Source organism: Nocardiopsis sp. LDBS0036, from assembly GCF_041228755.1.
GTDB lineage: Bacteria > Actinomycetota > Actinomycetes > Streptosporangiales > Streptosporangiaceae > Nocardiopsis > Nocardiopsis dassonvillei.
This window is the reverse complement of sequence record NZ_CP141103.1, coordinates 3931895-3945780: the sequence shown is the minus strand read 5'-3', so window position 1 is coordinate 3945780 and position 13886 is coordinate 3931895. Positions and strand designations below refer to the sequence as shown.

Sequence of the window (13886 nt, the reverse complement as noted above, 5' to 3'; positions counted from 1 at the left end):
CCCAGCCACGACTCTTCCGGTACGTCCGGAGAACGGAAAAACCCCAGCATGACCGCAGTTTCCGAGAACAGCGCGAGCGCCACCAGCGGCCTCGGTGAGATCGAGCGCGACGCCGAGCGCGTCAACGTCGACGACAAGGCGATGATCAACGCCCGCGCCGACGTCAACCAGCTGCTCCCCCTCAAGTACACGTGGGCGTGGGAGAAGTACCTCGCGGGCTGCAACAACCACTGGATGCCCACCGAGGTCGCCATGCAGGCCGACATCGCGCTGTGGAAGTCCAGGGACGGGCTGACCGAGGACGAGCGCCTCATGCTCAAGCGCAACCTCGGCTTCTTCGCCACCGCCGAGTCGCTGGTGGCCAACAACATCGTGCTGGCCGTGTACCGGCAGCTCACCAACCCCGAGTGCCGCCAGTACCTGCTGCGCCAGGCCTTCGAGGAGGCGGTGCACACCCACACCTTCCAGTACATCTGCGAGAGCCTCGGCCTGGACGAGGGCGAGCTCTTCAACATGTACCGCGAGGTCCCCTCGATCACCGCCAAGGACGCCTGGGCGCTCAAGTACACGCAGAACCTGGAGAACCCCGAGTTCCGCACGGGCACCCCGGAGGCCGACCAGGCCTTCCTGCGCGACCTCGTGGCCTTCTACGTGATCTTCGAGGGCATGTGGTTCTACACCGGCTTCGCGCAGATCCTGTCGCTGGGCCGCCGCAACAAGATGGTCGGCATCGCCGAGCAGTACCAGTACATCCTGCGCGACGAGTCGATCCACCTGAACTTCGGCATCGACGTGATCAACCAGATCAAGATCGAGAACCCGCACCTGTGGAGCGAGGAGTTCCAGGCCGAGGTCCGGCAGATGCTCACCGAGGCCTGCGAGCTGGAGGTGGCCTACGGCCGCGAGACCATGCCGCGCGGCGTGCTCGGCCTCAACGCGGAGCTGTGCGAGAAGTACATGCACTTCATCACCGACCGCCGCGCCGAGCAGATCGGCCTGGCGCCCATCTTCGGTGAGACGGAGAACCCGTTCCCGTGGATGAGCGAGATGATGGACCTCCAGAAGGAGAAGAACTTCTTCGAGACCCGCGTCATCGAGTACCAGACCGGCGGCGGCCTGGACTGGGACTAGTGGGGCCCTGGGTCCCCTGACCGGGACCGCAGGGGCCGGAGGGCTTCCTCCCCACCGGCGGTGGCCCGGGTCGTGGCGCGCGACCCGGGCCACCGCCGTGTGCGCTCAGCCCTTGTCCGACCAGGTCATCCTGACGTTGAAGGTGGCCTCCGCGCTCCCCTTGACGACCACGGCCCCGGCCTCGGCGGTCACGCTCACCCCGAACTCCACCTCGGTCTCGGAGGGGGCGAGCGAGGAGGAGGACAGTTCCCGCAACTGCCCGGACACCGCCTCGGCGACCTTGCGGATCCGCAGCAGGACGTCGTCGAGCCGCCTGTCGCCGGTGGCCTCCTCGGACCTCCTGGAGACGTTGGCGGCCCCCTCCCGCCGGGCGGGTACGGACTCGATACTGACCACGGTGCCGTCGTCGGTGACGAAGTCGATCACTTTGTTCACTTTGACCTCATACGTTCCTTGGCGAGGGGTAAAGCTATTCCTGTGGGAGAGCTCGGAAAGTAAAATACTGGGAAGTGTCCGCAAAAGACGAGATTCCGCTGCCGTCCGTGCGGAGGAAACGGTGGGGCGAACCAGTTATGACCGGGCGAAACGACGCGCGTGCCCGCTGGCGCGACGGACGCGACGGTACCGGGTGGCGCAAGTCGTCGATGTCTTCGGACGCGGGTTCGTGCTGCGAGGCCTCCCTGGGGGAACCGGGCCGGATCCTGTTCCGCGACTCCCACCATCCGGACGGGCACACGCTGCGGTTCGGCGCCGGCGAGTGGCTGTCGCTGCTGGCGTCCCTGTCCTGAGAACCCCGGAAACCGGTCCCGGATATTTCCGGGACGGCAAAGGGGGCGCCGTTCCCCGACTCCCCTTTCCCTCCCGGCCCGGACACGGGAAAGGGATTCCCCGACTCTCCCCGGGGCGCGCCGACGCCCTGACGGCACCGTGTTCAGGCACGTCCCGACACCCCGGAGAGCGGTCCGGGGTGCCGCGCGGCGGTCTCCGGCCTCAGGTCCGGACCGGGACGATGTCGGTGTCCAGCCGGGCGTACTCCGCCATCGTGGTCACGAACCGGTGGTCCGGGCCGAACCGGGCGGTGTAGTGGTCGCGCAGGGCCGCCCACTCCTCCCGGACGTCCTCGCCCAGTGCCCGGCGGCTGATCAGCAGGTTGCGCCGGGCGGTGGTCAGGAAGAGGTTGTGCTCGCCGAGGACCTCCCGGCACAGCTCCACACTGGCCGCGTCCTGGGCCCGGGCCTCCTTGAGCCGCCCCAGGGCGAACAGGTCGCTGCCCAGGTTCACCTCGACCGCGGCGACGGTGATCCGCGCGTCCGGGAAGAGCCGCAGGATCTCCTGCCGGGCCTCGACGTCGAGCGCGTACGCCCGCTCGTACTCGCCCGCCATCCGCAGCACGATCGCCGCGTTGGCCCGTGAGGCCCACGGGAAGAGGTGGCGGCCGGAGTACACGGCGTCCATGTGCTCCAGGAGGTCGTCGGCCAGGCTCTTGGCCTCGGCCACCCGCTCGGCGAAGGCCAGGTTCACCATGTGGATGCTGTTGACGTGCAGTGTCACCCGGGAGTGCGGCCGGTGGCGCGAGGTGTTGGCGTCCACTGCCCGCTGGGACAGTTCCAGGGCCGACCCGTGGGCGCCGAGCCTGCGGTTGACCACGGAGAGGAAGATCGGGATCTCCGAGGTGTGCGCGCTGGCGTCCGCCTCGGTGGCCTCGAAGCGCCGCTGGCAGTCCTCCAGGGCCTCCCGGGCCTCCTCCAGGTGTCCGAGGGCCATGAGGCCGAGTCCGACCGACAGCCGGGAGCGCAGGGTCGGGATGCCGTTCGACCCGAACAGGTACTTGCGCTGTTCGAGGGTGCGGCGGTCCAGGTCCAGGGCGTCCTGGAAGCGGCCCAGACGGCGCAGGCAGTCCCCGATGTCGTGCGCGATGACCAGGGTGTTCTCGTCGTCCTCGGTGAACAGCGCGGTCCTGGTCCGGTGGATGTCCTCGAACATGGCCAGGGCCTCGTCGTAGTGGCCGAGGTTGCTCAGCGCGATGGCCCGGGCCCGCCGCGCCTCCAGGGCCTCCTCGCTCTCGGGGCCCTCCAGCTCCGACTGCTCGGCGTACATCCGCTCCGCCTCGGCGAGGGCGACCTCGTTGTCGCCCCGCAGGCGCAGGACCCTGGCGCGCAGCAGCTGGACCTGGAACCGCTGCGGGATGTCGTCGTACCAGGCCTCGATGGCGCGGTCCGCCAGCTCCAGCGTCGCGTCGTCGTTGCCCGTCTCCACCAGGTACACGATCACGTTGTGGACGAGGCCGCGGACCTGCGGGTCGTGGCTGCGCCACGCCTCGGAGGCGGTCACGTGGGTCAGCAGCAGCTGGTACTCGGGCCAGTTCTGCGGCAGCTCGGGGCCGAGGGGGTCGCTCTGCGCCAGCAGGCGGTGGGCCAGGTCCCGGTAGCGCACCCGCTCCTCGTCGCCGAGCGTGCTCTGCACGACGGTCTGGAAGGTGACGTGCATCTGGAAGGTGTGCTTGGACCGGTCGAACTCGGCGAGGCTGTGCCTGCTCACGTAGCGCAGCACCCGGGACAGGGCCATCTCGTTGCCCAGGATCTGCGCCAGCTCGGGGTTGGCGCTCAGGCCCCGGGCCCGGTGGAAGAGGGTGCGCGCCAGCGGGCGGGGGCCGAAGAACGAGCACAGCTGGACGAACTCGCGGACCATCCGCTTGAGCGCGCGGTCGCCCCCGGTGCCGCGCCTCAGGTCGTCGAGCTGCATGTTCCAGGCGGCGGCCAGCGGCAGGGGGTACAGGTCCTCCGACTCCACGTGCGTGACCAGGTCGTCGAACTTGTCCTGGATCAGCTGGAGGAAGTCCTCGACGCTCATCAGGGAGTCGCGCAGGTAGGCGCCGACCTGCGCCAGCGCCAGGGGCAGGTGCTCCAGGCGCTCGGCGATCCGGAGGGCGTCATCGTCGTCCTCCAGCCCCTGGGGGCAGACCTTGCGGAGCAGCGCGACGCTCTCCTGCGGGGTCAGGCTCGGCACGACCGAACCCTCGCTGCGCCCGCTGGGGATCCAGCTCTGGTCGCGGGAGGTGATGATGATGTCGCCGGGGCCGTCGGTCGGAAGTTCGCCCCCGCCCAGCTGGTCCAGGTTGGAGACGTCGTCCAGGATGAGGAGCCAGCGCCCCACCTCGGGGTCGCTCTCCAGCACGTCCCGGACGCGCTGGGCGGTCTTCTCCAGGTTGCCGCCGTCCTCGGCCAGGCCCAGGTGCCGGGCCAGGTGCATGTAGGACTGCTGGATGTCGGCGGGGCTGTTGGCGGGGACCCACCAGATCAGGTCGTAGCTGTCCCGGTACCGGTGAGCGTACTCGGTGGCGATCTGGGTCTTGCCGATGCCGCCCCCGCCCGACAGCAGGTAGATCCCGCCCGAGGACTCCTCCAGCAGACCGTGGACGCGTTCGAGGATCTTCTCGCGCCCCGTGAAGTTGAGGTTGTGCGGAGGCACGCCGCGGAGCTTGGCCAGGGGCCGGGTCCGGGACTGGCGCCTCCGGGAGCGCGGGATGGTGGGCTCCGAGGGGGCGGATTCGGTCTCGGAGGCGCGGGTGTCGGTCACGGTCGGACTCGGTTCCTCTCGGGGGGCGGCGGGCGTGCGGCGGTCGGTGGCGGAGGGAGCGGTGGCGCCGCCCGGGACCGCGGGGGCGGAGTCCCCCTCCAGCGCGGCGCGCAGGTGCCCGGCGAAGCGGCGGTACTCGCCGGGCATCTCGGACAGCGCGGGGAGCACGGCCGCGGCCAGGCCCTCCTCCCCGTCGAGCGAGGGCACGAGGGGGGCTCCGGTCTCGATCCGGGCCAGCCACTGGTAGATCCGTGCGGAGTCCTTGAACTCGATGCCCAGCGAGTAGTACACCGACCGCATGACGCTGAGGTCGCCGAACCTGCCGAGCAGGTCCCTGCGGACCCCGGGCAGGAACTCCAGGGCGGTGGCGGCCGGGTCGTGCAGGTCGCCGGGCGGCAGAGTCGGGTCCATCAGCTCGCCGCCGAAGACCTCGGCGATCTCGGTGACGGCGAGGCGTCCGTCGCGGGGCGCGTGGGGGATGTTGCGCTGGATCAGCTCCGCGACGGGGAGGTTGACGGGCGCCTGGGTGAGGCGTACCGCGAGCTCGCGGGCCCCGCGCGAGGCGTGGGACAGGAAGCGCGACACCGGGTCGGGTTCCCAGGGGACGGCGCTGGGCGGGCGCGCGCCGCCGGGCGGGAGGACGCACACGTCGGCCTCCCACGCGCCCGGTCGGCCGTCCACCACCGAGGCCCACTCCGCGAGGGCCTCCGGCTCGCACTCCAGAACCGGCAGCACCGCCGCGTCCGCGGGGAGGCCGGGGGCGGAGGCCTCGTCCGGGGCGCGCGCGAAGGCCCACGAGGCGGGGGAGGCGGGGAACGGGGCCGTCATGCGCATCGGTCGCGGCGTGAGCGGGCCCTCCGGCCACACGGAGCGGTCCAGGAGGTGCAGGACGGCGGTGGGGAGCCGGGCGGCGAGTTCGGCGATCCAGGCGCGCAGCCTCGGCTGGCGCCAGCTCCGGTCCAGGGTGTCGGTGACGAGGACGGCCGCCTCGGCGCCGCCGAGCTGCGGCGCGTGCACGGCGTGGCCGGGGTGGAAGCGGACGACCGTGGCCCCCGCCCGCTCGGCCTCCCCGGTCAGGGCCGCGACGCCGGCCGTGTGCAGGCCCATCAGGGGGGAGGAGTCGACGAGGACGGCCAGGCGGGACGGTCCGCCTGTCAGGTTGTCGAGTACGTTGCGATACCTGTGCGACAGTTCATCCATGTCGTTTTCGTCCTCATAGTGGACTTTGTATCCGGTTCGGTGAACCGCGTCCCCCGGGGGCGCCGGTGAGTTTTTCCCCGGCGTAGCCGCCCGACCAGAACGATCCTAACCAAGAAAGGCGCAGCCTCGGTGCCGATAGGTCCGCTGCCAGCGGTTTTCTCCTCCCGGGATTTTCTCTCCTGGGGAACGCCGGAAATCGTGGCGTCCCGGGTGGGCGGACGTTCGGCGCGCAGCGGGCCGTCCGGTCGGGGACTCCTTCCATGATCCCTCAGACGCCCGGTCTCTCAGGGCCCGCGGGCTCCCCGGGCGTCTCCTGGAGGAGGGCGTCGCCGAAGATGTCATGAATGATCGCGATCTCCCTGGCCTGCGAACTCCTTCTCGCGCTGTCACGCAGGTGGCGGGCGAGTCCGGAGATGCGCACCCGCGAATCGGGTTCCCGGTCCAGGAGTTCCTCAAGGAAGGCGGTCACCGCCTTTCTGGGCCCCCTGATGATGGTGGGAATTCCCCAGTAGAGGGCGGAGTCGTAGACGTGCTCCACATCGCTGTTGTCGGAGTCGGTGACGCACACGGTCACGTTCTGGTCGGAGAGGGCGATCGCCACCTCGCTCACCTCCTGTTTCCAGGAGGCGAGCACGTTGCGGTCCTCCACCAGGGGGCTGGCCGTCTGCCGTTCGCAGCGCAGGCGCCACCTGTCGGGGGGAACCCCCAGGTAGTGCGGTAACCGCACCCGCTCGCGGACGTGGTACACGATCTCGTACATGGTGCACAGCGGCGGCGCGTACTCCAGCAGGTCGCGGTGGGGGCTGGCCTGGCCCGGGTTCAGGTGCAGCAGGTCCCTGGGCAGCAGGACGCGCAGCCGCAGCGACTCCTCGTTGGGCGTGACCAGCCTCTGCATGGTGGCCTCGCCCATGAGGTCGGCGATCTCGTCGCAGATCTGCGGTTCGCCGACCAGCCTCGTGCCCTGGGGCAGCGGATCGTCCCTCTCGCCCCGGTGGGCGATCCGGTGCGAGAGCCGGTAGCCGCCGGTCACCGGCTCCAGCTCGAAGAGCACCACCGTGTCGGGCGGACGCTCGTCGCGGTGGCCGGAGGGCGCCGCGGGCGCGTCCGGCTCCCTGCGCCGGAGCAGCCGCCGGTCCCGGTCACGGGTCAGGGCCTCCTCCCAGTCGCGCCCCATCGGCCCGGCCTCCTGCCGGATCCAGGACCACACCGCGGGCGGGAGCGGCCGCTGGTGCCGGATCTCCTGGTAGACGTGGTGCACCCAGGCGACCCGGGGCGGCGGCTCGCCGACGGGCGGGACCAGGTCCCACAGCGCGGTGAGGACCCGCCAGGCGGTCGTGCCCGCGCCGTGCCGCCTGGCCTTGCGCGCCTCGGCGGGGCTCAGCAGGTCCTCCGGCGGGACAGCGTCCAGGGGGACCGAGTCCAGCAGGTCGTGCAGCCTGTCGTAGGCCTCCCTGCCGCACAGGGACTCGTCGGCCAGGCGCTGCGCGGAGACGACCTCGCCGTCGTCGCGCTCGCCGACGAGCTCCTCCACCGGGAGGATGAACGCGATGCCGGAGGGCCGGTCGGGGTCGTTCCAGACGTAGTGGTGGGTCTTCTGCATGATCCCCACCAGCTCGCCCGTCCCGGTGCGCACGGCGCAGCCGCTGAACCCGCCGGTGATCCGCACCGGCTGTGAGGTGGGGGTCTCGACCTGGTGGGTGACCCCGGTGGGCCCGCCGGGCCCCTGGCAGACGAGCGGGGCCTGGAGGGAACGCATGCCCTCCGGGTAGCCCGCCGTGTACAGGGGCTGCTGCGGCTCCAGGCTCGCGCACTCCCGCAGCACGGGGAAGGAGGTGTCGGGGCCCGCGTCCCGCAGCCTCAGCACGGCCAGGTCGCGGCTGTCGGGGCCCGCCGACCACAGCCGGGTGTCGACGGAGGCCTCCCACACCCGGTCGTCGAAGGACCGCAGGCGCACGGTGGCGAGCGGGCCCGGGTGCTCCTCCTTCTCCCCGTGGAGGCCGAGCGCGGCGTTGACGACGTGCGCGCACGTGACCAGGAGGCCGGGGGACAGGAGCACGGCACCGCCCACGGTGCCGTACTGGTCGAGCACCCGCATCTGCCATGACGGCTCGTTGGGCTGTAGGCCGCGCGGGGTATGGGGGGTGGCCACGTTCGGGGACCTCTCTGACATCCACTTTGCCCGGAACAGTTCCCCCTCGGACAGCGGTGAACCAGGAGGCGCCGGAGCGCCGGGAACAGAGTGCCGCGAGTGTTCCGTGTGACGGAAGGGGATCATGGATCTCCACGTGGGGACCGGGGCGCACGGGCTCCGGCACCCGAGGCGTTCGTGACGCGCGTCACAAAAGGTTCGGAACGGGAGGGCCGCCCGCCTCTACGCGATCCGACGAACACCAGTACCCGGGCGCGGTCCGGCGGGCGGCGGCTCTCGGCGGAGGACTCGCCGAGGTCTCAAAGCGGTGTTGTTCCACGCACGGGTGTTGTGACTTGCCGGACACGGGGCAATGATCCCCCGCAATATCCACGAACAGCGCGTAAGGCTCGTGCCCGCGCGCTCAGGAGAAGGGAGGGCAGGGTCTTGGACGAGTCCATGCTCTGGTCCGTCGCGACCTTCGGCGTCTACCTCGCCGCCATGGTGGCCATCGGCCTGTGGGCCTACAAGCTCACTGTCTCGCAGTCGGACTTCGTGCTCGGCGGCAGACAGCTCAACAGCTGGGTGGCGGGTCTGAGCGCCAACGCCAGCGACTTCAGCGGGTGGCTGCTGCTCGGACTGCCCGGCGCCATCTACGTCTCCGGTCTGGGCGAGGCCTGGATCGCGGTCGGCCTGGCCTGCGGCTTCGCCGGAAGCTGGATCCTCCTCGCGCCCCGCCTGCGCGTGTACACCGAGCGCGTGACCGACGCCCGCTCGGGGGGCGACTCCGACTCCCTGACCCTCTCCTCCTTTCTAGAGAACCGCTTCAACGACCCCACACGGCTGCTGCGCGGGGTGTCGGCGGTGCTCATCATCGTCTTCTACTTCTTCTACGTCGCCTCCGGGCTCGTCGCCATGGCCGCCCTGTTCGACCAGGTCTTCGGACTGAGCCCGGGCCCCGCCATCGCCATCGGCGTGGGCATCGTGGTGCTCTACACCGTGCTCGGCGGCTTCCTCGCGGTGTCCTACACCGACGTGGTGCAGGCGGCGATGATGTGGATCGCCCTGCTGGCCGTCCCCGTCATGGCGGTCACCGCGCTCGGCGGTTTCGCCGGGCTGACCGAGGGCGTGTCCGACAAGAGCGACGGGCTGCTGTCGGCCGTAGGCGGCACCGCCCTGGACGCCGAGCTCGGCCAGTGGGTGAGCACCGACACCCTCGGCTGGGTGGTCATCGTCTCCGGCCTGGCCTGGGGCTTCGGCTACTTCGGCCAGCCGCACATCCTGTCCCGCTACATGGGCATCCGCTCGGTCCGCGACATCCCCAAGGCCGCCGTCATCAGCGTGGTCTGGGCGGTCACCGCCATGGCCCTGGCCGTGCTGGTCGGCTTCATCGGCGTCGCCTACTTCGACACCCCGCTGGAGAACTCCGAGCAGGTCTTCCCGCTCCTGATCGAGGCCCTGACCCACCCGCTGGTCGCCGGTCTGCTGCTCGCCGCCATCCTCGCCGCCGTCATGAGCACCGCCGACTCCCAGCTGCTGGTCGCCGCGTCCGCGCTCACCGAGGACGGCTACCGGGCCTTCGTGGACCGCGACGCCGACCCCGGGAGGCTGCTGTGGATCAGCCGCGTCACCGTGGTCGCCGTCGCCCTCGGCGCCGCGGCCATCGCCCTGTGGGGCGACCAGTCGGTGATGGACCTGGTCGGCTACGCCTGGGCCGGGTTCGGCGCGGGCTTCGGCCCGATCCTGGTGCTCTCCGTGTTCTGGAAGCGCATGAGCTGGTCCGGCGCGCTCGCGGGCATGATCGCGGGCGGCACCACCGCGATCGTGTGGGACGTCCTCGACGCCAACTTCTTCGGCACCGGCCTGTACGCCATGGTCCCGGCCGTGGTCCTCAGCGTCGCCGCCATCCTCGTCTTCAACGGCCTGGCCAGGGTCACCCCGCAGATGGAGAGCGACTTCGACCGGGTCGAGGCGGAGATCCGCGGGACCGGCTCCGCCCCGGGAGAGGCCGCACGGGTCTGACCGGCGGCCGTACCGGCGACGGCCGGGGCGGTGACCGCCCCGGCCTCCCCGCCCCGCCGAGTCCGCGGTGCGGGCCCCAGGGCCGCTCTGGCGCGCCCGACCCCGGAACGGTAGAACGGTGACATGTCGTCACTGACGGAACACCCGGCCGTGTGGGCCCGGACCGACGTCCCCGAGGGGCTCGGGCTGGGCGCGCTCCTCCCCGAGCCCGACGGCTACCGCCTGGAGGCCGGGGAGACCGTCGTCGTGGGCGAGGAGCGGTTCTTCACCCGTTTCAGCGTCCGCACCGACCTGGCGTGGACGACCCGGCGGGTGTACGCCGAGGTCCTCTCCTCCCAGGGCCTGGAGTCGGTCACGCTCGACGCCCACGGAGGCCACTGGACCGGACCCGACGGCGTCCCCCTGCCCGGACTGGTGGGCTGCCTGGACGTGGACGTCGCCGCCACCCCGCTCACCAACACCCTGCCCATCCGCCGCCTCGGCCTGCGCCCGGGCGAGTACCGCGACATCGCGGTGGTCTGGATCGACATCCCCTCCCTGCGCGTGCGCCGGGTCAGGCAGCGCTACACCCGCCACCCCGCCGAGGACGGCCTGGAGCGCTACACCTACCGCGACCCCCTGCACGGCGAGTACCGGCTGTCGGTGGACGGCGACGGCGTGGTCGTCGACTACGAGCGCTTCGCCCGCCGCCTGCGCACGGACACCTGAGGCCGCCCCGGGCCCCGCGCAGCCCCTCTCCGCCCGCCCTGCGTTCCCTTCCCCCGGCTCCGAGACCGCGCCCCTCCACCGCCGCTTCCGGTCCCGGACGCTCCCCGGACTCGTCCCCGAACACGGGACAGGCGATAATCGGCGGGCACACGCACCACACCCACGGGGGACCGCAGTGACCGACACCGAGCTGAGCCAGGCCCGTCGCGAGATCATCCGCGACCTCGCAGTGCCCGAGCACTTCGACGCGCGCGTCGAGATCGAACGCCGTGTGGCCTTCCTCGCCGAGCGGCTGATCAGCACCGGCTCCACCGCGCTGGTCCTGGGCATCAGCGGCGGCGTGGACTCGCTCACGGCCGGACGCCTGTGCCGCCTGGCGGTGGACCGGGCCCGCGAGAACGGACACGAGTGCGAGTACGTCGCCATGCGACTGCCCTACGGCGAGCAGAAGGACGAGGAGGACGCGGCCCGCTCCGTCGAGTTCACGGCCCCCGAGCGCTGCCTCACCGTGGACGTCGGGCCCGCCAGCGACGCCATGGCCGACTCCCTGGCCGCCGCCGGGATGACCTACGCCAGCGAGTCCTCGGCGGACTTCGTCCTCGGCAACGTCAAGGCGCGGCAGCGGATGATCGCCCAGTACGCGGTCGCGGGCGGCCTGCGCGGACTGGTGGTCGGCACCGACCACGCGGCCGAGGCGGTCACCGGCTTCTTCACCAAGTACGGCGACGGCGGCGCGGACCTCGTGCCGCTGACCGGGCTGACCAAGCGCCGGGTGCGCGCGGTCGCCGCCGAGCTGGGCGCTCCGGAGGACCTGGTGCGCAAGGTGCCCACCGCCGACCTGGAGACGCTCTCCCCGCAGAAGCCGGACGAGGAGGCGCTCGGCCTGACCTACGACCAGATCGACGACTTCCTGGAGGGCCTGCCGGTGCCCGGGCACGTGGAGACCGCGCTGGTCGACCGGTACCGCGTCACCGCCCACAAGCGCGCGCTGCCCACCGCTCCCTGACACCGCGACCGGAAACGTCGCCTGTGTGACGCGAGGGGTTCTGACCCGCGGTGGTCCTGTACCCGCAGCGGGGTTCGACGCTCCGGACCCGCCGCGGGTACAAGACCACGGCGTACGCGGCCGGGCCGGTGGACTTCCCGGTCACAGGGCCGGAGCGGGCCCGCACGGGGCGCCGGTCCCGCCTCCGCTCAGGGTGTCGGCTCCGCTGACGCCCCAGCCGCCGTTTCCGCTCGTGCCCGGGGTCCTCACGCCGGTGCCGCACGGCCCGACCGCTCCGGACAGCTGTTCCGTCTCCGCACACGGACCTTCCCCAAGGGTTTCGTGCACGCCGTCTCGCGGGGTACCGTGTGCGGGAACTCCCTCGGACTTCCCGGAGCACGTTCGGCGCTTCCGCGCCCTCCGCCCGGGGGAGAACGGTCCCCGATCCGCCGTGCGCTGACGCGCGGTGGTGCAGGCACCACCTTCCATGGTCGGGCCAACCGCCCCTCGGAGAGGGGCGCCAGATCCATCGCGGCCACCACCCGGCCGGACCTACTCTCGTTTACCACGCGTCGCCGACAGTTGAGCTGACGCGGCCACGCCACCGGGCGCGTTCGAGAACGCGTCGCCACCCCCTGATCCCGGCCACACGGCCCCCCGCGCACCACCGCGTCCGGGGACGCACACGCGTACGGGGTAGACCAAGGAGCGACCGATGACCGTGACCGTCGAGAACGAAGGCGGAGGCACGTCGTCGGCGTACGCCTCCAGTACCGTCCTCCTGCCCTCTCCGCGGACACCGCGGCCCGGGGCGGGCAGGGACAGGTTCCTGGACGTCATCCGGCTGTTCGTGATGGCCCTGGTGGTCATGCAGCACTGGTGGCTGCCGGTCCTCGTCCACGAGCCCGGGTCCCTCGAGGCGGGCAGCGTCCTGTCCACCGAGGGCGGCTTCGTGCTGACGTGGGTCGTCCAGGTCATGCCGCTGATCTTCTTCGTCGGGGGCGCGGCCAACCTGATCAGCTGGCGCTCGGCCTCGGGCCGGGGCATGTCCGCCTCGGACTGGTTCGCGCGCAGACTGCGCAGACTCGCCTGGCCGGTGGTGCCGCTGGCGGCCCTGTGGATCGTCGCCTCCCACCTGCTGGTCCTGGGCGGCGCACCGGCCCAGGCCGTCCTGGTGGGCGCCGAGGCCGCGGGCATGGTGCTGTGGTTCCTCGCCGTGTACGTGCTGGTGGTCGTGTCCACCCCGCTGCTGTTCCGGGCCCAGGAGCTCTTCGGCTGGTGGGTCCCGATCGCCCTGCTGGCCGCCGCCGCGGCCGTGGACCTGACCCGCTTCTCCACCGGCGCGGACTGGGTCGGCTACCTCAACGTGGCCTTCGTGTGGCTGGGCGTGCACCAGCTGGGGTTCCGCTACGCGACGGGGACGATCCGCCTGCGCTACGCCGCGGGGATGGTGGCGGGCGGCGCGGCCGCCGCGCTGGCCCTGACGACGTTCGGCCCCTACTCGCTCAACATGACGGGCGTGTTCGCCACGGAGTCCTCCAACGTGTCCCCGCCCACCCTGGTGCTCGCCGCCATGGGCGCGCTGCAGATCGGCGTCGCGGTGCTGCTGCGCGAGCGGATCAGCGCCTGGTCCGAGCGCCCGGGCCCGGCGCGTCTGCTGGACCGGATCTGCCCGCAGCTGATGACGGTCTACCTGTGGCACATGCTGCCGCTCAGCGTGGTGGCGGGCGTGCTGGTGTTCGGCCTGGGGATCGACACCCCCGAGCCGCTGACGGGCCTGTGGGTGCTGTGGGGCGTGCTGGGGCTGGTGGTCCTGGTGCCCCTGATCGTGCCGCTGGCGCACTGGGCGGTGCGGTTCGAGAACCCGCCGAAGGTGCTGAGCGGTTCCCCGGGCATGGTCCGCGTCCTGGCCGCCGCGGCGCTGGTCGGCGGCGGGATGCTGCTGCTGACGGTGTCCGGCCTGGGGCTCGGCATGGGACCGGTGCTCGGACTGCTCGCGGTGCTGTCGGGCGTGGTGCTGACTCGGGCTCCCCGGAGGAGCTGACCGCCTCGCGGCCGGGCGGGGCGCCCCCGTTCGCGGCGCCCGGCCCGGCCGCACGCCCCGGTGCCCGCGAGCCAGGGGCGCTACCGGTCCCC

9 protein-coding genes are annotated in these 13886 nt (G+C 71.8%); 6 read left to right on the top strand and 3 right to left on the bottom strand.

The window, feature by feature from the left end; translation table 11 throughout:
- The first annotated feature begins 48 nt into the window (after window positions 1-48).
- Window positions 49-1131: a ribonucleotide-diphosphate reductase subunit beta gene (locus UIS43_RS16640; RefSeq protein ID WP_013155602.1), complete on the top strand. Its 1083-nt coding sequence runs from the start codon at window positions 49-51 to the stop codon at window positions 1129-1131.
- A gap of 105 nt (window positions 1132-1236) precedes the next feature.
- Here the strand turns inward: UIS43_RS16640 and UIS43_RS16635 are convergent, their stop codons facing one another.
- A complete protein-coding gene (locus UIS43_RS16635) occupies window positions 1237-1557 on the bottom strand; it encodes a CU044_2847 family protein (RefSeq protein WP_019608803.1) in 321 nt (106 codons plus the stop codon).
- A 146-nt stretch (window positions 1558-1703) separates the two neighbouring features.
- Between UIS43_RS16635 and UIS43_RS16630 the strand changes: the two genes are divergently transcribed.
- Entirely contained in the window at window positions 1704-1919 is a 216-nt protein-coding gene (locus UIS43_RS16630; protein WP_013155600.1) for a DUF397 domain-containing protein, read from the top strand.
- A 202-nt stretch (window positions 1920-2121) separates the two neighbouring features.
- On the opposite strand, the gene fxsT is transcribed toward UIS43_RS16630, so the two are convergent.
- Both fxsT and UIS43_RS16620 read right to left on the bottom strand, forming a co-directional pair.
- A complete protein-coding gene (gene fxsT, locus UIS43_RS16625; RefSeq protein ID WP_013155599.1) occupies window positions 2122-5907 on the bottom strand; it encodes an FxSxx-COOH system tetratricopeptide repeat protein in 3786 nt (1261 codons plus the stop codon).
- Window positions 5908-6175: 268 nt separating this feature from the next.
- Window positions 6176-8056 (bottom strand): serine protease, encoded by a 1881-nt coding sequence (locus UIS43_RS16620; RefSeq protein WP_232051604.1) that lies wholly within the window; start codon window positions 8054-8056, stop codon window positions 6176-6178.
- Window positions 8057-8494: 438 nt separating this feature from the next.
- Between UIS43_RS16620 and putP the strand changes: the two genes are divergently transcribed.
- The 4 genes from putP to UIS43_RS16600 all read left to right on the top strand — a co-directional run bounded on the left by putP (window position 8495) and on the right by UIS43_RS16600 (window position 13794).
- A complete protein-coding gene (putP, locus tag UIS43_RS16615; RefSeq protein WP_013155597.1) occupies window positions 8495-10057 on the top strand; it encodes a sodium/proline symporter PutP in 1563 nt (520 codons plus the stop codon).
- Window positions 10058-10180: 123 nt separating this feature from the next.
- A complete protein-coding gene (locus tag UIS43_RS16610) occupies window positions 10181-10765 on the top strand; it encodes a putative glycolipid-binding domain-containing protein (RefSeq protein WP_013155596.1) in 585 nt (194 codons plus the stop codon).
- 175 nt (window positions 10766-10940) lie between these two features.
- Complete coding sequence (nadE, locus tag UIS43_RS16605) at window positions 10941-11771, top strand: ammonia-dependent NAD(+) synthetase (RefSeq protein ID WP_013155595.1); 831 nt, start codon at window positions 10941-10943, stop codon at window positions 11769-11771.
- A 694-nt stretch (window positions 11772-12465) separates the two neighbouring features.
- The gene (locus UIS43_RS16600; RefSeq protein WP_013155594.1) at window positions 12466-13794 is read left to right on the top strand and encodes an acyltransferase; all 1329 of its coding nucleotides are present in this window, start codon (window positions 12466-12468) and stop codon (window positions 13792-13794) included.
- Window positions 13795-13886: the final 92 nt, after the last annotated feature.

Coding starts and splice junctions, on each gene's coding strand:
- UIS43_RS16640 (WP_013155602.1), top strand. CDS start 49: ATGACCGCAGTTTCCGAGAACAGCGCGAGCGCCACCAGCGGCCTCGGT.
- UIS43_RS16630 (WP_013155600.1), top strand. CDS start 1,704: ATGACCGGGCGAAACGACGCGCGTGCCCGCTGGCGCGACGGACGCGAC.
- fxsT (WP_013155599.1), bottom strand. CDS start 5,907: ATGGATGAACTGTCGCACAGGTATCGCAACGTACTCGACAACCTGACA.
- putP (WP_013155597.1), top strand. CDS start 8,495: ATGCTCTGGTCCGTCGCGACCTTCGGCGTCTACCTCGCCGCCATGGTG.
- UIS43_RS16610 (WP_013155596.1), top strand. CDS start 10,181: ATGTCGTCACTGACGGAACACCCGGCCGTGTGGGCCCGGACCGACGTC.
- UIS43_RS16600 (WP_013155594.1), top strand. CDS start 12,466: ATGACCGTGACCGTCGAGAACGAAGGCGGAGGCACGTCGTCGGCGTAC.